19 protein-coding genes and 1 pseudogene are annotated in these 19,544 nt (G+C 73.0%); 5 read left to right on the top strand and 15 right to left on the bottom strand.

What is annotated here, in order from left to right; all coding sequences use genetic code 11:
* The first annotated feature begins 4 nt into the window (after window positions 1–4).
* The 3 genes from hemC to ACO0M4_RS23770 all read left to right on the top strand — a co-directional run bounded on the left by hemC (window position 5) and on the right by ACO0M4_RS23770 (window position 2,151).
* Window positions 5–925 carry a hydroxymethylbilane synthase gene (gene hemC, locus ACO0M4_RS23780; protein ID WP_430372948.1) on the top strand — a complete coding sequence of 307 codons (921 nt, stop codon included), beginning with the start codon at window positions 5–7 and terminating at the stop codon, window positions 923–925.
* A 46-nt stretch (window positions 926–971) separates the two neighbouring features.
* Window positions 972–1,271 (top strand): DUF6087 family protein, encoded by a 300-nt coding sequence (locus ACO0M4_RS23775; RefSeq protein WP_430372947.1) that lies wholly within the window; start codon window positions 972–974, stop codon window positions 1,269–1,271.
* Window positions 1,272–1,368: 97 nt separating this feature from the next.
* The gene (locus tag ACO0M4_RS23770) at window positions 1,369–2,151 is read left to right on the top strand and encodes an HAD-IIA family hydrolase (RefSeq protein WP_430372946.1); all 783 of its coding nucleotides are present in this window, start codon (window positions 1,369–1,371) and stop codon (window positions 2,149–2,151) included.
* 106 nt (window positions 2,152–2,257) lie between these two features.
* Here the strand turns inward: ACO0M4_RS23770 and ACO0M4_RS23765 are convergent.
* From ACO0M4_RS23765 to ACO0M4_RS23730, 8 genes and pseudogenes are all read right to left on the bottom strand, one after another.
* A pseudogene (locus ACO0M4_RS23765) lies at window positions 2,258–2,638 on the bottom strand (TIGR01457 family HAD-type hydrolase); the annotation flags it as partial.
* Window positions 2,639–2,763: 125 nt separating this feature from the next.
* Window positions 2,764–3,828, bottom strand: a complete 1,065-nt coding sequence (locus ACO0M4_RS23760) for a 2-aminoethylphosphonate ABC transporter substrate-binding protein (protein WP_430372945.1) — start codon at window positions 3,826–3,828, stop codon at window positions 2,764–2,766.
* A gap of 60 nt (window positions 3,829–3,888) precedes the next feature.
* Window positions 3,889–4,686, bottom strand: coding sequence for an ABC transporter permease (locus ACO0M4_RS23755; RefSeq protein ID WP_430372944.1), 798 nt, complete (start codon window positions 4,684–4,686; stop codon window positions 3,889–3,891).
* Window positions 4,673–5,767 carry a 2-aminoethylphosphonate ABC transporter permease subunit gene (locus ACO0M4_RS23750; protein ID WP_430372943.1) on the bottom strand — a complete coding sequence of 365 codons (1,095 nt, stop codon included), beginning with the start codon at window positions 5,765–5,767 and terminating at the stop codon, window positions 4,673–4,675. Before ACO0M4_RS23750 ends, ACO0M4_RS23755 begins: the two co-directional genes overlap by 14 nt.
* Window positions 5,760–6,959: an ABC transporter ATP-binding protein gene (locus ACO0M4_RS23745; RefSeq protein ID WP_430372942.1), complete on the bottom strand. Its 1,200-nt coding sequence runs from the start codon at window positions 6,957–6,959 to the stop codon at window positions 5,760–5,762. Before ACO0M4_RS23745 ends, ACO0M4_RS23750 begins: the two co-directional genes overlap by 8 nt.
* Window position 6,960: 1 nt before the next feature.
* Window positions 6,961–7,638 (bottom strand): HAD family hydrolase, encoded by a 678-nt coding sequence (locus tag ACO0M4_RS23740; protein ID WP_430373919.1) that lies wholly within the window; start codon window positions 7,636–7,638, stop codon window positions 6,961–6,963.
* 119 nt (window positions 7,639–7,757) lie between these two features.
* Window positions 7,758–8,906, bottom strand: coding sequence for a TIGR03364 family FAD-dependent oxidoreductase (locus tag ACO0M4_RS23735; RefSeq protein WP_430372941.1), 1,149 nt, complete (start codon window positions 8,904–8,906; stop codon window positions 7,758–7,760).
* 139 nt (window positions 8,907–9,045) lie between these two features.
* Window positions 9,046–9,816 (bottom strand): GntR family transcriptional regulator, encoded by a 771-nt coding sequence (locus ACO0M4_RS23730; RefSeq protein WP_430372940.1) that lies wholly within the window; start codon window positions 9,814–9,816, stop codon window positions 9,046–9,048.
* Between the two features lie 304 nt (window positions 9,817–10,120).
* Between ACO0M4_RS23730 and ACO0M4_RS23725 the strand changes: the two genes are divergently transcribed.
* Window positions 10,121–10,891 (top strand): DUF4232 domain-containing protein, encoded by a 771-nt coding sequence (locus ACO0M4_RS23725; protein ID WP_430372939.1) that lies wholly within the window; start codon window positions 10,121–10,123, stop codon window positions 10,889–10,891.
* A gap of 303 nt (window positions 10,892–11,194) precedes the next feature.
* Here the strand turns inward: ACO0M4_RS23725 and ACO0M4_RS23720 are convergent, their stop codons facing one another.
* Window positions 11,195–12,316, bottom strand: a complete 1,122-nt coding sequence (locus ACO0M4_RS23720; protein ID WP_430373918.1) for an ROK family transcriptional regulator — start codon at window positions 12,314–12,316, stop codon at window positions 11,195–11,197.
* A 191-nt stretch (window positions 12,317–12,507) separates the two neighbouring features.
* Here ACO0M4_RS23720 and ACO0M4_RS23715 point away from each other — a divergent pair, with 191 nt between their 5' ends.
* A complete protein-coding gene (locus tag ACO0M4_RS23715) occupies window positions 12,508–13,662 on the top strand; it encodes a Gfo/Idh/MocA family oxidoreductase (protein ID WP_430372938.1) in 1,155 nt (384 codons plus the stop codon).
* 498 nt (window positions 13,663–14,160) lie between these two features.
* On the opposite strand, the gene ACO0M4_RS23710 is transcribed toward ACO0M4_RS23715, so the two are convergent.
* The 6 genes from ACO0M4_RS23710 to ACO0M4_RS23685 form a co-directional block, all read right to left on the bottom strand.
* On the bottom strand, window positions 14,161–15,018 hold the full coding sequence (locus ACO0M4_RS23710; RefSeq protein WP_430372937.1) for a fumarylacetoacetate hydrolase family protein: 858 nt from the start codon (window positions 15,016–15,018) through the stop codon (window positions 14,161–14,163).
* A gap of 138 nt (window positions 15,019–15,156) precedes the next feature.
* A complete protein-coding gene (locus ACO0M4_RS23705) occupies window positions 15,157–16,101 on the bottom strand; it encodes a YidC/Oxa1 family membrane protein insertase (protein ID WP_430372936.1) in 945 nt (314 codons plus the stop codon).
* Between the two features lie 143 nt (window positions 16,102–16,244).
* On the bottom strand, window positions 16,245–16,550 hold the full coding sequence (locus ACO0M4_RS23700) for a DUF6412 domain-containing protein (protein ID WP_430372935.1): 306 nt from the start codon (window positions 16,548–16,550) through the stop codon (window positions 16,245–16,247).
* A gap of 283 nt (window positions 16,551–16,833) precedes the next feature.
* Entirely contained in the window at window positions 16,834–18,351 is a 1,518-nt protein-coding gene (locus ACO0M4_RS23695; RefSeq protein ID WP_430372934.1) for a sodium:solute symporter family protein, read from the bottom strand.
* Complete coding sequence (locus ACO0M4_RS23690; protein ID WP_430372933.1) at window positions 18,348–18,611, bottom strand: DUF3311 domain-containing protein; 264 nt, start codon at window positions 18,609–18,611, stop codon at window positions 18,348–18,350. The genes ACO0M4_RS23695 and ACO0M4_RS23690 overlap by 4 nt, the downstream gene beginning before the upstream one ends.
* A 65-nt stretch (window positions 18,612–18,676) precedes the next feature.
* Complete coding sequence (locus ACO0M4_RS23685) at window positions 18,677–19,477, bottom strand: class E sortase (protein ID WP_430372932.1); 801 nt, start codon at window positions 19,475–19,477, stop codon at window positions 18,677–18,679.
* Window positions 19,478–19,544: the final 67 nt, after the last annotated feature.

The raw sequence follows: 19,544 nt of genomic DNA, 5'->3' as shown, positions 1-19,544 counted from the left end.
CCTGATGGAACCTCTGCGCATCGGCGCCCGCGCGTCGCTCATGTCCCTGCTCCAAACTGCTCCGATCCTGGCCCGCCTCGCCCCTACGCCCACCGTCTTACGCCCGTTCTACGGCGCGGGAGGCGACCGTGAGAAGGATCGCGCCCCGCTGGACGCGGACGGAGTCTTCTCCAAAGAGATCGAGAACGCCCTTCTCTCCGGTGAGATCGACGTCGCTGTCCACTGTCTCAAGGACGCCCCCACTCACGACACTGCCGGCCTCACCATGGCCGCCTTTCTGCCGCGCGACGACATCCGGGACTGCCTGGTCACCCATGAGGCCGGCCTCAGCTTGGCGACGCTCCCCAAGGGCGCCGTCATCGCGACCTCCTCCGTCCGCCGCGCTGCCGCCCTCCGCATCCACCGCCCGGACATCGAGATCGCCCCCATGCGCGGCCCCGTCCATGAGCGCCTGCGCTCCCTGGACGGGAGCAGTAGCGACGTGGACGGGCTGATCGTGGCCACCTGTTCCATGGAACGCCTCGGGCTGTCCCATCGGATCGCCGAACGCATCAGCCCAGAAGTCATCTGCCCGCCCCTCGGAGCGGCCATCATCGCCCTCCAGGCCCGTGAGGACGACATGGAGACGCGCAAGAAGATCTTCAGGCTCCACGACACCGCCACGGAGGTGGAAGCTGAGGCCGAGCGTCTGGTCCTCCGGCAGATGGGCGGCTTCTGCAACGCGCCGCTGGCTGGCTACTGCACCACCAACCGCAGCGACCGGACCACCACCTATACCGTCCGCGCCCGCGCCTTCGCCGAGGACGGTGGCACCGCCATCGACGTACGGCTCACCCGAGGGGACGCCACCCAGGCCGCCATGACGGTCTGCCAGCAGCTCACTGACCACGGGGCCCGAAACCTGGCCACAGCGTCGGCTCGGTGACCGCTACTCTCCTCGAAGAGCCGCCACCGATGTAAGGAACGGCGCGATGGACGACGAGCCGCTGTCTGAATGGGCCGAACGCCGTGACGCCAAGATCGGCCGACTTCGCGCCGTGCCCATCTTCTTCGGCGACGGCCCCAAGGGCTCGCACCTGAACCCTGGCGCGCCTCGGGTCATCGAACGGTGGAACGGGTCGGGCTGGGAGGTCTTCACCGTTGCCGCCAACCTCAATGAGGCCCGCAAGCTCCTGCGGCCCGCCGATGCCGAGAGTCCAGCGCAAGAGCCTGCCCAACCTGCCCGGCCGCCGCTAGCGCCGGGACGCGGCAAGCACCGTAAGCCACGGTGAATGAATTAACCGCCTCTGCCCTGGCTACGCTGTGGGCGTCGTGGCACATCGTCGTCCCGGCGCCCAGCAAGCCCCTTGCGTACAGGAGACCGACAACATGGCAGAGCGTAAGCCCATCGAATCGTGGCTCACCGACATGGATGGGGTACTGATGCACGAAGGTATCCCGGTGCCGGGAGCGGATGCCTTCATCAAGAAGTTGCGTGACTCCAGTCAGCCATTCCTGGTCCTGACCAATAATTCGATCTATACGGCGCGGGACCTACACGCTCGGCTGAACCGCATTGGTCTGGACGTGCCTGCGGAGAACATCTGGACTTCGGCTCTGGCTACCGCGAAGTTCCTGGATGACCAGCACCCTGGCGGCTCCGCCTATGTCATCGGTGAGGCCGGCCTCACGACAGCATTGCACGAGGTCGGGTACGTCCTGACGGATACCGAGCCTGATTTTGTGATCTTGGGTGAGACTCGAACCTATTCGTTCGAGGCTATGACCAAGGCGGTGCGGCTGATCAACGATGGCGCTCGGTTTATCGCCACGAACCCTGACGAGACGGGGCCGTCTGCTGAGGGAGCGCTTCCCGCCACGGGAGCCGTCGCAGCGCTGATCACTGCGGCTACCGGCAAGAAGCCGTATTTCATCGGGAAGCCAAATCCTTTGATGATGCGGACTGCACTCAACACCATCGGCGCCCACTCGGAGACGAGCGCAATGATCGGCGACCGGATGGACACCGACATTCTCGCCGGGCTGGAAGCGGGGATGGAGACCTTCCTGGTGCTCACCGGCCTGACAGCCACTGCGGACGACATCAACCGCTTCCCGTACCGGCCGACCCACGTGAAGGACTCGATCGCGGACCTGGTCGACCTCGTGTGACCGGCGGTCGCTCTGGCCGCTGCGAGCTGACTGCTCAAGCAGCCAGAGCGACCGCTCCGAGGGCCCCGGAATCGACGTTTCCGCAGGTCAGGCCCAAATACGTTTTGTGCGTGCTAGGCTCGCCGAGGACGACGTAATCGGGGGCGTGGTCGGTGAGGATGTAGCCGATGTCGTGCAGGGCGGTGGTCAGGCCGGCCTCGCCGATGACGTAGGCGGTGCCGCCGGGGCGCTGGTCGTCGAGGAACTGGGCGGTGGCCAGCGCCGAGGTCCAGATCGACTCCCAAGGGACGTCCAGCCCGATGCGGTTGAGGCGGGCGTGCAGGTCGCGGGGGGTGTAGATGGAGTTGTTGGTCAGGACGAGGAAGGGCCGGCCCGATTCGCGCAGCCGCTTGATGAAGGCGTCCGCACCGGGGACGGGGACGCCTTCGTGCATGAGGACGCCGTCCATGTCGGTGAGCCAGGACTCGATCGGCTTGCGCTCTGCCACTGCCACTCCTGCCGTGCGTGTTGACCAGGGCTGGCCGGATGGCCAGGGCGCCGGCCGGGCCCGAACGGGCGGCCGACGGCCCCAGCCTAAGTCAGCGGCGGCGCACCGGCCCTGGTCGGTGATGGTCAGCTTCCGGTTGCGGTCTTCCAGGCGCCGATGTAGCTGTCGAGGTTCTTGTCGATGTCGTTCCAGTCGGGCTGGAAGACGTCGACCCCCTTCATGATCGCGGCGAGGGCCGTGGCGTTGGGGTCGGTGGGCTTGACGTCCTTGCGGGAGGTGAAGCCGCCGCCGACGGCGGAGACCTGTTCCTGGACCGGCTTGCTGAGCAGGTAGTCGAGGAACTTCCGGGCGTTGGCGGCGTGCGGGGCGTCCTTGACCAGGCCGGCGGCGTAGGGGAGGGCGAAGGTGGTGGGGCGGGCGCCGGGCTTGGCGGCGGGGAAGAAGATGCCCTGGTGGGGCATGGACTTCATGTTGGCGTAGTTCATCTGGACGTCGCCGTTGGCGACCAGGAGTTCGCCCTTGTCGGTCTTGGGGGCGAGCTGGCCGGTGGAGGAGGACGGGCCGACGTTGTTGGCCTGGAGCTTCTTGAGGAAGTCCATGGCGGGGCCCTGGCCGCCGAAGTCGTGCAGGGCCTTGATGAGGACGGCGGTGCCGTCGCCGGCGACGCCGGGGGTGGAGTACTGGAGCTTGCCCGCGAAGCGGTGGTCGGTGAGGTCCTGCCAGGTGGCCGGGGGCTCCTTGAGCTCCTTCTTGTTGTAGATGAAGCAGAAGTAGTTGTTGACGACGGAGACCCACTTGCCGTTGGGGTCCTTGTCGGCGGCGGCGACCTGTTCGGAGCCGTGCGGGCGGTAGACGTCGAGCAGGCCCTTGCCGTCGGCCTGCTGGATGAAGGGCGGCAGGGTGACGAGGACGTCCGCCTTGGTGTTGGCGCGTTCCCGGGCCAGACGCTGGACGGCGGCGCCGGAGCCGGACTCGACGTAGTTGACCTTGATGCCGGTCTGCTTCTCGAAGTCCTTGAAGACCTTGTCGTAGAAGCCGTCGCCCTGTTCGCTCTTGAGGCCGTCGGCGCTGTAGACGGTGATCTCCTTGGCGTTGGGGTCGGCGGCCGAGGTGCCGCAGGCGGTGCCGGTGGCGGCGAGGACGAGGACGGCGGCGCCGGCGGTGAGGGCGCGGGGCAGGCGGCTGGACATGGCGGGTGCTCCTGGGGAACGGGTCGCGGGCGACGGGGAGTCGGGGGGGTGGCGTGGGGTTCAGCGGTAGGTGGCCCGGGTGCGGATGCGGGAGACGCCGAGGAGGACGAGGAGGGTGGTGGCCATGAGGGCCACCGCGAGCGCGGCGCCGGTGAAGAGGGCACCGCGGTCGGTGGCGGCGAAGATCTGGACGGGCAGCGGCATCCAGTCCGGGGGGTAGAGCATCATCGTGGCGCTCAACTCGCCCATGGAGAGGGCGAAGCACAGGCCCGCGGCGGCGGTCAGGGACGGCAGGAGCAGGGGGAGCTTGACCCGCCGCAGGACGTAGCCGGGGCGGGCGCCGAGGCCGGCGGCGCTCTGTTCGTAGGCCGGGTCGAGGCGGGCCAGCGCGGCGGTCACGGACTGGTAGGCGAAGGCGGTGACCAGCACGGTGTGGGCGATGATCACGATCTGCGGGGTGCCGTTGAGGAGGAACGGGGGCTGGGAGAAGGCGACGAGGAGGGCGAGGCCGACGACGACGGAGGGGACGGCGACCGGCAGGAGGAAGAGCGCGTCGAGGACCCGGCGGGCGCGCCGGCCGAGCTTTTCGGCGGCCAGGGCGGCCCAGGTGCCGGCGGTCAGGGCGGCGACGCTGGCGGCGAGGGCGGTGAGCACGCTGGTGAGCAGGGCGGTGAGCGCGTCCCCCTTGGCGATGTCCTGATAGTGCGTCAGGGTCAGGCCGGAGGGGAGGGCTCCGCTCCAGCCGCCGGCGAACGAGGCGGCGACGATCACCAGCAGCGGGAGCGCGAAGACCGGGACGAAGAGGAGGAAGAACACCGCCCAGATGACCCGGCGGGCGGCTGCGCTATGCACGAGCACGGTCGGCACCTCCTGCGACGAGGGCGGGGGCGGGCGCGGGCGCGGGCGCGGGGGCCTGAGTGTGCCCGGCGGGGAGGTCTCCCGCGGGGGTGCGCTCGGCCGGGGCGGTGCCCGCAGGGACAGTGCCCGCAGGGGCGTTGCCGGCGGGGGCCCGGGGGGTCTTGCGGCGCTCGGCGGTGCCGCGCGTGCGGGACATCACCGCCCGGTAGAGGGCGTAGAGGGCGACCGACAGCGCGATGTTGATGACCGCGACGACACAGGCGCCGGTGTAGTCGCCGTCGAGGATCGCCTTGGTGTAGACGAGCATCGGCAGGGTGACGACGTTCTTGGCGCCGGTGAACAGCACGATGCCGAACTCGTTCAGGCACATCACCAGGACCAGCGCGCCGCCGGCGGCGAGCGAGGGCAGCGCCTCCGGCAGGATCACCGTCCGCACGGTCCGCCACGGCCGGGCGCCCAGTGATCCGGCGGCCTCCACCTGCGCCGTCTCCACCTGCGAGAACGCCGCGAGCAGCGGGCGCATCACGAACGGGGTGAAGTAGGTGACCTCGGCCAGCAGGACGCCCCAGGGGGTGTGCAGGAAGTCCAGTGGCCCGTTGGCGGCGCCGGTGACGTCCGTCCACAGGCCGTTGGCGATGCCGACGGTGCCGTAGAGGAACAGCAGGGCGAGGGTGATCAGGAAGGACGGGAAGGCCAGGAAGATGTCGATGAAGCGGGCCAGCGCCTTGCCGCCGGGGAACGGGACGAAGGCGATGACGAGGGAGAGCAGCAGGCCGAGGAGGAGCGCGCCGAGGGTGGCGCCGGCCGCGATCAGCACGGTGTGGGTGAGCGCGTCCCGGAAGGAGGTGGTGGCCAGCACCGCGGTGTACGGGGCGGTGGACGGGCCGCCGCCGTTCTCCGGGGTGAAGGACTGGCGGACCACCAGGGCGAGCGGGTAGAGGAACACCACCGCGAGGGCGGCGACCGGCGGCAGGGCCCACAGGGCGGCGGCTCCGCGGGGGCGCCGCCCGGCTTCCGGCTTGGCACGGTCGGGCGGGACACGGTCGGGAGTGGCGCGGTCAGGCATGGTGCGGTCAGGCATGGCGCCGTCCACCGTTCACGGCCACCGCCGGGGCGTCCGCCGGGGTCTCCCCCTGGATTCCCGTCGAGATGCCCGTCGGAATGCCCGCCGGAATGAGGACCGCGTCCTCCGGGGCGAAGTGCAGGGCGAGTTCCGTGCCGAGCGGTGGGGTCTCGCGCAGTTCCCGCAGGTCGGCCAGGACGCGGTAACCGTCGACCGTGAGGTACAGCCGGTGGGTGGCGCCGCGCCACTGGACCTCGGTGACGGTGCCGCGCAGGGTGTTGCCGTGCGGGTCGGGGCTGGCGCCGAGGCCGAGGAGGTGCGGGCGGACGCACAGCGTGGCGGTGGCGCCCGGGGTCGCGTCCCCGGTGCGGACGGCCAGCGGGCGGCCGGCGAACTCCACCCCGCCGTCGTGGCGCACGGTCACCGGCAGGAGGTTCGCGGTCCCGACGAACGACGCGGTGAACGCGGTGCGCGGGCTGCGGTAGAGCGCTTGCGGGGTGCCGCACTCGCGCAGCCGGGCCGACTCCAGTACGGCGATCCGGTCGGCGAGGGTCAGCGCCTCGACCTGGTCGTGGGTGACGTAGAGGATCGAGACGCCCGGCAACTCCCGGTGCAGGCGGGCGAGTTCGGTGAGCATGCCGGAGCGCAGCTGGGCGTCGAGCGCGGACAGCGGCTCGTCCAGCAGCAGCACACCGGGGCGGATGGCGAGCGCCCGGGCGATGGCGACCCGCTGCTGCTGGCCGCCGGACAGCTCCCGGGGGTGCCGGTCGGCGTAGGCGGCCATACCGGTCATCTCCAGGGCTTCGGCGACCCGGCCGGGGATCTCGGCGCGCGGGACCTGCTGCGCCTTGAGGCCGAAGGCGACGTTCTCGGCGACCTTCATGTGCGGGAAGAGCGCGTACTGCTGGACGACCATGCCGATGCCGCGCTTGTAGGGGGGCAGGGCGGTCACGTCCCGGCCGCCGATCAGGACCCGCCCGGAGACCGGCCGGACGAAACCGGCGACCGCCCGCAGTGCGGTGGTCTTGCCGGAGCCGGACGGTCCGAGCAGGGCCATCACCTCGCCCGGTTCGACGGTGAGGTCGAGGGAGTCCAGGACGGTGTGTTCGCCGCGCCGGCCGTGGGCGACGGTGACGCGGTCGAAGCGGATGCCGGAGGCGGGGCGCGGCGCCGCGGAGGGGGCGGCGACCGCGGCGGAGGGGGCGGGCATCTCACACCACTCCCAGCAGGGCGGGCAGTTCGGCGACCGAGCCGAGGACGTGGGTGGCACCGGCGGCCGACAGTTGCGCGGCGGCATGGGCGCCGGTGAGCACCCCGGCGACCACCGCGGCGCCGCTGCGGCGACCGGCGGTCATGTCGTAGGAGGTGTCGCCGGCCACCGCGAGCTGCGCCACGTCGTCGGCGGCGCCGGTGCGCAGCAGGGCGGCCAGCACCATGTCGGGGTACGGGCGGCCACGGCCGCCGGCGTCGGCCGGGCAGAGGGTGAGCCGGACCAGGTCGCGCCAGCCGAGCGCGTCGAGGATGGCGTCCTGGGTGACCCGGGCGAATCCGGTGGTGAGGACGACGGTGCGGCCGGCGGCCTGGAGAGCCTCGATCGCGGCGCGGGCGCCGGGGACGGGGGCGATCCGGCCGTCGTCGACCAGGGCACCGTAGGCCGTCTCGAAGGCGCGGTTGGCGCGCTGGGCGGCTTCCTCGGTGGCGTGGGGGTCGCCGTCGGCGGCGGCGAACAGGTGCCGGAAGACGGAGATCTTGGACTCGCCCATGGTGGCGCGGACGTAGGCGAGCTGTTCGGCGTGCCGGGGGCTGCCCGGCTCGACGCCCATGTGGCGGGCGGCGGTGTCGAAGGCCCGCTCCACCAGGCCGTCGTCGGCGACGGTGGTGCCGGCCATGTCGAGGACGACCAGCCGGACGTCGTCCGGGCGGGCGGGGTGGTCGGGGCGGGCGGGGTGCGGCGCCGGATTCACCAACGACTGCGCCAACGGATTCGCCAACGGGTTCGTCAACGGGCTCACCATCCCAGTTCGTTCGCGGTGGTTTCGGCGATGGCCGGGGAGCAGGTCATGCCGCGTCCGCCGGGTCCGGTGACCAGCCAGACGCCGTCCCGGACCTGCTGGCGGTGGACGACCCGGCTGGGGGTACCCCCGGCGGAGCCAGGGGGAGTGTCGGTGCACTGGGCGTAGACCCCGGCCCAGCGGTGGCGGATGCGTGGCAGCGGGCGGCCCAGGATCGTCTCGACGACGCCGGTGAGGTGCTCGTAGGGCTCCTCGACGGTGTCGAAGGCGAACGGCGTCTCGTACTCGTGGGTGTCGCCGATGGTCAGGCCGCCGTCGGCGCGCTGGACCATCAGCAGCTGCATCTTGTGGGCGGCGGCGGTCGGGGTCTGCGCCTGGCCAGCGTTGAGGGCGTCCAGGGCGTCGCCGCGGTAGGCCGGGTAGTAGCGGAAGCTGTCGGCGTCGGCGACGGAGGTGGTCAGCGGTTCGCCGAGCGGGTCGGTCTGCATCATCTGGAGGCGCACCCGGCGCACCGGCAGGTCGGGGACGAGTTCCCGGACGAGGCCGCCGAGCCAGGCACCGGTGCACAGCACCACCACGTCGCCGTGGTGGGTGTCGCCGTGGTCGTCGCGGACCGCGTTCTCGCCGACCACGTCGCGGACCTCGCGGCCGCCGAGGTAGGTGTACCGGCCGGACGCCAATAGGGCGTCCTTCAGGGCGCGTTGGGCGACCCGGGGTTCCACTGCGGCGTCCCGTTCGCACCACAGGGCGCCGGTGAAGTCGCCGCGCAGGGCGGGGTTGAGGGCGCGGGCCCGGCCCGCGTCGAGGAGCTGGTAGCCGCGGGCGGCGGCGTCCGGGCGGCGGGTGGCGGCCTCGGCGACCGCGTACTCGGTGTCGTTCCGGACGACGGTCAGCGAGCCGATGGCCCGGAATCCGATGCCGGGGACGCGGGCGCCGATGCCCTCCCAGAGTTCGCGGGCGCGCAGTGCGGTGTCCAGTTCCTCGCCGCCGGCGCGGCCGCTGACCCAGATCTGTCCGAAGTTGCGGACCGAGGCGCCGCGGGCCTCGGCCTCCCGCTCGATGTGCAGGACCTCGTGGCCCCGTTCGACTGCGTGCCAGGCGTGCAGGGTTCCCAGCACGCCGGCTCCGACGACTATGACTCGCATGCCCCAGACGGTCGCGGCGGCGGGTGGCCCGCGGGGGACGGGTCGGCGACGGGTCGGTTAACAAGGGTTCAAACTTGGCCTAGACCCGTTATCTTCCCGTGACATAACGAGGGCGGTCGCGGGCCGCGGAAGGTCCCCGTCAGGACTCCCGCGCGCCGCCCAGGTGGGTGGTGAACGAGAACCGGTCGCCCCGGTAGAGCGAGCGCACCCGCTCCAGCGGGCGGCCCCCGGTGTCCCGGGACAGTCGGTGGATCAGCAGCATCGGCAGCGCACCGGGCGTCCCGATCAGCAGCGCCTCGCGCGGGGTGGCCAGGACCGTCTCCAGGCGTTCGTCGGCGTCCCCGAAGCCGATGCCGAGCCGCTCGTGGAGGTAGGCGTAGAACGACGAGTCCGGCTCGAAGTCGCTCGCCAGGTCCGGGACCCGGGCCACCGCGACGTAGGTGCTCTCCAGGCCGACCCGCTCGTCGTCGGCGAGCAGCACCCGCTCCATGTGCCACACCGCGTCGCCCGCGGCGAGTCCCAGGTCGCGGGCGAGCGCCGGCGGGCTGGCGAAGCGGTCGAGCGAGACGAGGTGCCGGCCGGGCGTGCGGCCCTGGCGGCGGACGCCCTCGGTGTAACTGGCGAGTGAGAGCGGCTGCGCCATCTTGGGGCCGGCGACGACCGTGCCGCGCCCCGACCGGCGCAGCCGCCCCTCCAGCACCAGCTCGCGCAGGGCCTGGCGCAGCGTCTCGCGGGACACCTCGAAGCGCAGGGCCAGTTCGCGTTCGGCGGGCAGGGGTTCGCCCTCGCCCAACTCCGTCAGCAGGGCGGCGATTTCGACCTTCGCCGCGTAGTACTTGGGGATGCGTCCGTGCTCGGGGATGCCGGACCGGACGGGTGCGCCAGGATCCTGGCCGTACGGGAACTCCACCCGGCGATCTTCGCACCCGTGGCCGCCGGGAGGACCGCCGCCCCGGGCTCCTGCAGCACCGCCCCACGACTCCCGGCGCCTCGCGGACGGCGCCCCGGGACCGTGGAAGGCTGCCGCATGCGCGATCACCTCGCACTACGGGCGGCCGCGGCCTGGTTCTTCGGGTTCTCGTGGGCGTCCTTCCCCTCCCCGTAGCCGTGTTAGCCGGATGTTAGCGGCGCGGCAGTCCTGCGACAGCGGCCCCGACCAAAGTGGGTGACGTACCGAGGAAACAACGACACCCACTGCCTCCGGGGGACCCGACATGAGCTCCAACACCGCCGCCCGCACCGCCCGTCGCCGCACCCTGCGCGTCGCCGCCGCGGCCCTGACCGCGGTCGCCGGTCTGACCCTGACCGCCTGCTCCGGCTCGGACGCCGCCGGGACGAAGGCCGCGGGCGGGACGGAGAGTGGCGTGAACGCCGCGGGCGTGGATGCCACCGGTTCCTCCGCCGGCAGTGGTTCCTCCGCTGACGGTGCCGGTTCCTCCGGCGGTACGCAGGCTTCGGGCGCCACGGCGGGTTCGGGTGCCAAGACCGGTACGAAGGCGGAGGCCGCGGACAAGCAGTCGGGCGGCTCGCGTGCCGCCAACGGTGGCGGGGCGGGTTCCGGCATCGAGCGCTGCCACACCTCCGGTCTGAAGGCGTCGTTCGCCACCGGCGGCGACGCCGCCCCGGACCCGGATGCGGGCGGCGCGACGACCACCAGCGTCGTGCTGACCAACAAGGGCAGCCGCACCTGCAAGATCGGCGGCTTCCCGGGCGTGGACCTCACGTCCGAGAACGGCGGCGAGCGCTGGTCGCTGGCCCGCTCGTCGGCCAAGCACGGCTCGATCACCCTGGGCCCCGGCGACAGCACCGACTTCACCATCAACGTCGCCATGACCAAGGAAGACCAGGGCTTCTACCAGCCCGCCTGGGCGCAGATCACCCCGCCCAACGAGACCAAGTCGCTCACCATCAAGTGGCCCTGGGGCACCCTCGTCGACCAGCGCGCCGCCACCCACCCGGCCACCTTCGTCAACCCCATCGGCTGACCGCCACCACCGCCGTCGCCGCCCCCGCCGCCCGGCGACGACTGGGTCCCCACCGGCACCGAGCCGTACCCCTCGAAGGCGGCGTGCGAAGCGTCGGAACTCCCGGTAGCCCAGGCGAACGGCCACCACGAGGCGTGGTGCGACGACAGCAAGGCCATCATGCCCCTCTACAACCGCTGACTGCCCTCTCCTCCCCGGCGAGGAGCCGTCCGCGGCGAGGAGCCGGGGAACGCGATGGCTTCGCGAGATGTCAGGGCCGGTCCGGCAGGTCCGCGACGTCAGGCGGGGCGGGGCGGCGACGCCTCAGCGGAACAGCCCGGTCAGGACCAGTTCCGCGGCGCCGTCCGCGACGGTCCGGGAACCGCCGCGGGCCAACGTCACCGGTACCGCCGCCGCGGGGCCGCCGCCGGGTGCCCTACCCGGCCGGTCGCGGAGCTCCGCATGGTCGGCGAGGACCCGGGCCACGCCGTCCCGGAACCGCTCCGGGTGCGCGAGGACGGTGCGGCCGCCGAGCAGCACCCGGTCGATGTCCAGCAGCTCCACGAGGTTGGCCGCAGCCACGCCCAACACCCGGGCCGCCGCCGGCAGATCGTCGCGGGCCACCGCCGCCAGGCACAGCGCCTCGATGCAACCGCGCCGCCCGCAGTCGCACCGCGGTCCGTCCAACTGCACCACCTGGTGGCCGAATTCGCCGGCGCCGGTGTGCGGTCCGCGGTAGAGGGTGCCGCCGAGGACCAGCCCGGCGCCCAGCCCGGTCCCCAGGTGGAGATAGACGAACGAGGCGCCGCCGACCTCCTCCGGCGCACGACTGAGGCCCAGGGCCGCCGCGTTGGTGTCCTTGTCCAGGACGACCGGCAGGCCCAGGCGTTCCGCGAGCGCGTCCCGCAGGGGGAAGCCGGCCCACTGCGGGGCGCCGGTGACCTGGCGCAGCACGCCCGTCGCGTGGTCCAACGGGCCCGGGCAGGCCACCCCCGCGCCGAGCACCGGCGGCCCGCCCGCCGCGTCCCGTAGCGCCGCGACCTCGCGGGCGGCGGTGGCCAGTACCGTCCCGGCGTCGGCGCCGAAGTCCAGGGGCGCGCGGCGGACGGCAGCCGGCCGGCCGGTGAGATCGGCCAGGACACAGGTGATCTCGTCGCGGTCCAGGTGGACGCCGACGGCGTGCCGGGCGCCGGGGACCAGCCGCAGTACGGTGCGCGGTTTGCCACCGGTGGAGGCCCGGCGGCCGGCCTCGGCGGCCAGGCCGTCGGCCCGCAGCCGGGCGGTGATCTTGCTGACCGCCTGCGGGGTGAGCCCGGTCCGCTCGGCCAGTTCCAGACGGCTCACGCCCTCCTCCCCCGCCGCGCGCAGCAGGCCCAGCACCAGCGCGGCGTTGTGCCCGCGCAGGGCGAGGAGGTTGGCGCCGGGGGCGGCGGAGGCGCCCGGCACGGCGGCTGCGGCCGGGCCGGCGGGGGCCGTGGGGCAGGCCACTTCCGTGGGGGCGGGGGCCGCCGCGGTGGTGGCCGGTGCGGCGGTGTGCCGGTGGTCGTCGGTGGCCGGGCGGGCGGGATCGTTGCTGCTCACCCTCCCATTCTCCGCACTGCTTGCACTTTGGCAACAGCGTTGCCAAAGTGGAGGGCATGAGCGACCCCGAAGCACTCAGCACCGCCACCGCGGCCGCACCCCGCACCGGCCCCCTCCGCGTCGGCCTGATCGGCTACGGCCTGGCGGGCTCGGTCTTCCACGCCCCGCTGATCGCCGCCACCGACGGGCTGCGGCTCGACACCGTCTCGACCCGCAGCCCCGAGCGGCAGGCGCAGGCCCGCGCCGAGCACCCGCAGGTCCGCACGGTGGCGAGTGCCGAGGAGGTGCTGGACCTGGCCGCCGCCGGCGCGCTCGACCTGATCGTGCTGGCGTCGCCGAACAAGACGCACGTACCGCTCGCCACCGCCGCCCTGGAGGCCGGTACCGCGGTCGTGGTCGACAAGCCGCTGGCCGCCACCGCTGCCGAGGCCGAACAGCTCGCCACGCTCGCCGACCGCCGCGGACTGCTGCTCTCGGTCTTCCAGAACCGCCGCTGGGACAACGACTTCCGCACCGTGCGCCAACTGCTCGCGGACGGCGCGCTGGGCGAGGTACGGCGCTTCGAGTCCCGCTTCGAACGCTGGCGGCCGCAACCCAAGGGCGGCTGGCGCGAGTCCGGCGACCCGGCAGAACTGGGCGGGCTCCTCTACGACCTGGGCAGCCACCTCGTCGACCAGGCGCTGACCCTCTTCGGCCCGGCGGTCTCGGTCTACGCCGAGGCCGACGTCCGCCGCCCGGGCGCCGAGGCCGACGACGACACCTTCCTCGCCGTCACCCACGCAGGCGGCGTCCGCTCCCACCTGTGGATGAGCGCCACCGCCGCACAACTCGGGCCGCGCTTCCGGGTGTTGGGCAGCCGCGCGGGCTACGTGAAGTACGGCCTGGACCCGCAGGAGGCCGCACTGCGCGCCGGCCGGCGGCCGGGCACCGACGGCGACGCCTGGGGCGTGGAGCCCGAGTCCTCCTGGGGCCGGCTCGGCGCCGTGGGGACGCCCCCGGCGGCAGCCGGCGGAGAGTCCCCGCAGACCGGCCACGGCCACCCGGTCCCCACCCTGCCGGGCGCCTACCCCGCCTACTACGCGGCGATCGCGCGAGCACTACGCGAGGGCGGGACACCGCCGGTGACCGCCACCGAGGCCGCGGCGGCACTACGCGTCCTGGAGGCCGCGAGGCGCTCCGCGCAGGAGGGGCGGACCGTGACGCTCGCCTGACGGTCCGCTGCGCTTGGCTGGGCCCCGCACGTTGTCGGCCGTCCCGCCGTGGGGGTTCGCGTTTTGCGCCTGGCGGCGCGGGCCTTCGTACGTTTTTGGCTTTCCCGCCGTATCGCCTGCGGCGGGCGGGGCCGCTGCGCGGGCTGTTCGGCCGCGGTGCCGGGGCTGTGGGGGAGGGGTGTGCTGGACTGCTTCGCTTTACGTCCGGCACACCCCTCCCCCACAGCCCCGCCCCCTCCCGTTGATGGGTGGAATCCAGGTGAGTTGAGGTACCGGCAGTGGGCGTGTGCGGGTCCGTTGTTGAGTGGTGACCGTTAGCCGACCACTCGGCCTAGCCACCCACCCTCCGCCCCGCCCCCGCACCCAACAGCCCCGCGCAGCGGACAACAACCCACGCCGCAGGCGAAACGACGCCGCACCCGGCAACGTACGAGACCCCGCGCCGCCAGGCGCAACGGCGGGACGGCCGACAACGTGCGGGGCCAACCAAGCGCAGCGTCAGGCCGCGCGCAGAGCCTGCCGCTGGCGGCCCAGGCCGTCGATCTCCAGCTCCACCACGTCGCCCGCCCGCAGGTACGGCTTGGGCTCGGGCTGGCCCATCGCCACGCCGGCCGGGGTGCCGGTGTTGATGACGTCGCCCGGGTAGAGCGTCATGAACTGGCTCACGTAGCGGACGACTTCGGCCACCGGGAAGATCTGTTCGGCGGTCGTGCCGTCCTGCTTCAGCTCCCCGTTGACCCACAGGCGGATGCCCAGCGCCTGCGGGTCCGGTACCTCGTCGGCGGTCACCAGCCAGGGACCCAGCGGGTTGAACGTCTCGCAGTTCTTGCCCTTGTCCCACTGGCCGCCGCGCTCGATCTGGAAGGCGCGCTCGGACACGTCGTGCGCCACCGCGTAACCGGCCACCGCCGCCAGCGCCTGCTCGTCGCTCTCCAGATAGCGGGCGGTCCGGCCGATGACCACCGCCAGCTCGACCTCCCAGTCGGTCTTCACGCTGCCGCGCGGCACGAGGACCGTGTCCTCGGGGCCGACCACGGTGTCCGGCGCCTTCATGAAGATGATCGGCTCCTCGGGGGTGGCGGCCCCGGTCTCCCTGGCGTGGTCGTGGTAGTTCAGCCCGATGCACACGACCTTGCCGATCCGGGCGACCGGCGGGCCGATGCGCAGTCCGGTGGCGTCGAGTGCGGGCAGGTCGCCGGCGTCCGCGGCGGCCCGGATCCGGGCCAGCGCGGCGTCGTCCGCGAGCAGTGCGCCGTCGACGTCCGGAACCAGGCCCGACAGGTCACGCAGCACGCCGGCCCCGTCGAGCAGCGCCGGGCGTTCCGCCCCCACCGTTCCGACACGCAGCAGCTTCATCGTTTCCACTCCCGTGGTCGAAGGTCGGCCCTGGGAGGGTCCTCCCGGGCCGGCCGATGGGGGACGGCCATCGAGCGATTTGGCCGATCCTCCAAGAAGGCGTTCCACTCCGCAAGACCCCGTTCACGGACTGGACCGTTACTGAGGGGTAGTAACGATCGGGTCGGGGCCGGTCCCCCGCCGATCCGGACCGGTCGGCTGCTCCGAAGCGCCCGCCCGCACCGCGGTGTTGGCCCTAGCCCGCGCCGCCTTCTGCCGCGCGGCCCGGGTCCTGGGCCCACCCCGCCGCACCGCCCGCGGCGCCTGCGACGCGGGCTGGGGCTGAGACGCGGGCTGGGGGGCGCTGCTCGTCGTCGGCTCGGGGGCGTCGGCCGGTGTGCGGTCGCGGTGCAGCAGGGCCCGTTCGCACGCCGTCCAGGTCGTGGTCGTCACCATGTACAGCCCGGCCGCCAGCGGTACCACCGCCACGGTGATCAGCGTGCCGAACGACAGCAGCGGCATCAGGTTGCGCAGCGCGCCCATACCGGGCGCCGTGGTGCCCGCGGCGGGGGTGGGGGCCGCGGCCAGCGTCGCCTTAGCGCGCCGGTAGTTCCAGGTGGCGACCGCCGCGATCAGGACGAACAGCGCGAGGTAGACCAGACCCTGCGGCCCGGTCACCCCGCCGTCGGCGAGCGCCTGGCGCCAGGTCCCGCCGAGCGGGGCGCCCAGCAGCGTATGGCTGAGCAGGGTGCCGTTCCCGGTGGAGAAGAGGTGGTACATCACGAAGAAGACCGGGAGTTGGAGCAGGGTCGGCAGGCAGCCGGCCAGTGGCGAGGAGCCTGACGTGGCGTACAGGTCGGCCATCGCCTTCTGGAGTCGCTCGCGGTCGCCGCGGTACTTGCGCTGGAGGGCGGCGATCTGCGGGGCGAGGGCACCACGGGCCTTCTCACCGCGGGCCGCCGCGCGGGCCAGCGGGTGCAGGGCGGCGCGCACGCCGAGGGTGAACAGGACGATGACGGCCGCGGTGGCCGCGGTGCCGAAGAGCGGTTCGATGGCCTGGGCGCCGCGCTCCAGCGCCTCGCCGAGCAGGTCGAAAACGGACATGGGTGAGCCCTCCACGGGTCTCGTCGTGCCGAAAGGGAGATACGGCGTGACGAACCGCGCGGGCACGCACCGGCGCAGCGGTAGGGCGGATCAGGGCACGCGCCGGACGACTGGCCGGGCGTGGTGGGAGTGCGCCGGAGCGGCTACGCGGCCGCCGGGAGGGCGCGGCCGGGTGCTCGCGGGCGCGGGCGACCGGCAGCATCGGGGTCGCGTTGGGGCAGGAACGCCGTACGGCGTTCACGGTCGCGGATGGCCGTGCGTATCCGGCCCGGTGGCATCGGGCGGACGGCGGCGGCCAGGGCGAGGGCGCTGCACAGCAGCAGCACGGCGGCGGTGGTCGCGGCGGCGGCCAGGGTCGTCGTCAGACCGCTCTGCTCCAGCAGGAGTCCGGCGAGCAGGAAGAACAGCGCGCTGGTGTAGAGCCGCCAGGCTTCGGCGATGCGGTACATCCGGCGTCCCCCTTCCCGCGCTCCCCCGCGCCCCGTCGTTCGGTGATCGGTGATCGGTGATCGGTGATCGGTGATGGTGATGGTGATGGTGATCGGTGATCGACCGTCCGTATCAGAGTAACCGGACGGGCGAGCGGTTGCGACAGTCCGTTCGAGTATTCACTCGCGGCGGTGAACGGCGGGCCGTGGCGCAGCGGGTGGCCGCGTAAGGAGACGGGAAAGGCGCCGGGAAAGGGGCCGAGCAAGGGCGGCCGCCGCGGCGCGGGGTCGCGGCGGCCGGTTGTCAGCGGGTGCCGCCCGCGGCGGCCTCGGCCCGGGGGAACTCGTCCTCCAGCGCCAGGACTTCGGCGTCCGGCCGGTCGTCGCCCCGTTCCCGCGGGCCGAGCCAGGTCACCGCCAGGGTCACCAGCACGTTCACCGCGAGTCCGACGATCCCGGCGTTCACGCCCCACACCGGGTCGTGGCCGCCGAAGACCAGGACGCACACCAGGGTGAAGCCCGCCACCAGGCCGCTCACCGCCGCGTACATCGTCAACCGTCGCCACACCAGGCCCAGGAGCAGCATCGGCACCAGCTGCGCCATGCCCTCGTAGGAGATCAGGGAAAGCCGGACCAGGGTGTTGGGCGCGGTGTAGGTGAGCGCCAGCGCGAGCGCCCCGGCGACCACCACGACCAGCTGCGACCAGAGCTTCTGACGGGACGCCAGGCGGGGGACAGCGCCCAGCACGCTCCTGCCCCACATCGTGCCGATGACCAGCATGAAGACCGCCATCGGCACGATCGAGGAGAGCGCCGCGGCCACTCCGATCACCCCGACCGCCCAGGCCGGCAGGGAGTCCACGACCAGTGTGAACAGCGCCAGGTTGGACCCGGCGCCGGTCAGCCCCGGGACGACGAACAGCGCCGCCATCCCCAGCAGCATCGGCACGAACAGCAGGACGTTGTAGAAGGGCAGGTACATGGCGTTGCGGCGGAGCGCGTCGGCGTTGCGGGCGCCCAGGTAACCGGCCACGGTCGTCGGGAAGATCACCACCGTCAGGGAGTTGATCAGGGTGGTGCTGAGGAACCAGGTCTGGCCCAGGCCGCCGGAGGCGTGGCCGGGAAAGGTCAGCCACTGCGGCTTCTCCGCGACGATCCGGTCCAGGAAGGGGCCGTAGCCGTCGAAGTAGTGCAGCGGGACGTACACCGCGAGGAAGCCGAGGGTCACGATGACCAGGATGTCCTTGAGGACCGACACCCAGGCGCTGCCGCGCAGTCCGCTGACGACGACGAAGCCGGTGGTCACCGCGAAGCCTATGAAATAGGCCCAGTTGAGGCTGATCGTGCCGTAGGAGATGGTCGAGACGACCACGCCCATGCCGGTGATCTGGAGCTGGATGTAGGGCAGCAGGCAGACGGTGGCGAGGACGGCGACGGCGGCGCCGAGCCAGGGCCGGCGGTAGCGGTGGGCGACGATGTCGGTGATGCCGACCAGGCCGTGGCGGCGGGCGTAGGCCCACAACATCGGGCCGACGACGTAACCGATCGCGTAGCCGCAGGACATGTAGGCCACGACGTAGAGCACCGGCGCGCCGAAGTTGTAGCCCCAGCCGGCCGCGCCGAGGTAGCTGAAGCTCGTGTAGCTCTCGCCGGCCATCAGCACCCAGATGAAGACGGTGCCCAGGCTGCGGCCGCCCACCGACCACTCGGCCAGGCCCGCCCGGGACTTGGCCGCCCCTCGCCCGCGGACCGCGAGCAGTCCCAGGACGACGGTCAGGACCATGAACGCGGCGAAGATCGCGGTGGAGACGGTGGCGTTCACGCGCGGCCCCCGGTCGGTTGGTCGTCCCGGCCGCGGTCCCGCCTGAGGTCGCCGCGGCGCGCCAGCCACACCGACACCGGGGTCAGCAGGGTGGCGAGCAGCATCCAGAAGAAGAGGAACGGCAGGCCGAGGACGGTCGGGGTGACCCGGTTGACGAACGGCAGCACTACCAGGAACAGCACATACGGCAGCAGCAGCCAGAGCAGCGCGGGGCGCTTTCGGGATCCCGGGGGCGGGCCGCCGGGGGACTGGTTTCGCACGTGGGGAGAGCCTAGGCGACGTCCCGGCCGGCCGGGAGCGGCCCGGGGTGGCCGGTGGTCCCCGCTCACCGCGGCTGCGCCGTCCGCAACACCGCCCAGACGACCAGGCGGTAGGTGGAGGTGTACTCCGGCGTGCAGGTCGTCAGGGTGAGGTACGCGCCCGGGGCGGTGAAGCCGTAGCCGGGGTGGACGGTGCTGCGGGGGACGGGCGCGAGGACGGTGGCATCGCCGGGGGTGGTCTCGGGCAGCGTCGCGCGGACCACGTAGGTGGCGCGGAGGCGGGCGGTCTCCAGGACGACGGTGTCGCCGGGGCGCAGCCGGTCGAGGTGGCGGAACGGTTCGCCGTGGGTGTTGCGGTGGCCGGCCAGTGCGGTGTTGCCGGTCGCGCCGGGCTGCGCGGTGTGCGGGTAGTGGCCGACGTAGCCCTTGTTGAGGACGGTGGTGCGGCCGATGCCCTCGGCGACCGGGGCGGTCAGGTCGAGGCGGGGGATGCGCAGGATCGCGTAGGCGAGGTCGCGGGGCGGGGCCGCCGGGGCGGTGTCCCGGCCGGACGGGGGTGCGGTGGGCGGCGTGGTGCCCGGCGGGCCGGCCGGCCGCGCGGTCCCGGCGCCGTCCGCCGGCGGGGGGTGGGACGGCCCGGCCGCGGCTCCGTCCCGCCACTGCCGTTCCAACTGGCCGACCTGGTCGCGGGCCGCCTCCTGGGCCGCACGGTTGGTCCACCACAGCTGGTGGGCGACGAACAGCAACAGGACGACGCCGAGCGTGACGGCCAGCTCCGCGCCGGTCCACAGGGCCCGCCCGGCCGGCGAGCGGCGGCCGTACCGCCCCCGCCGCCCTTGTACGACCACCGGTATCCGCTCCCGCACGCGGGCACCGTAAGCCCTCCGGCCGCAGCCTGCCAGAGGCGGTGCGGCCAAAGGTCCGGGCGGGCGG

Origin of the sequence: Streptomyces sp. RGM 3693 (genome assembly GCF_050471125.1) — a bacterium.
GTDB lineage: Bacteria > Actinomycetota > Actinomycetes > Streptomycetales > Streptomycetaceae > Streptomyces.
Note: the sequence above shows the minus strand (reverse complement) of the source record. Positions and strands in the feature narration are given on the sequence as shown.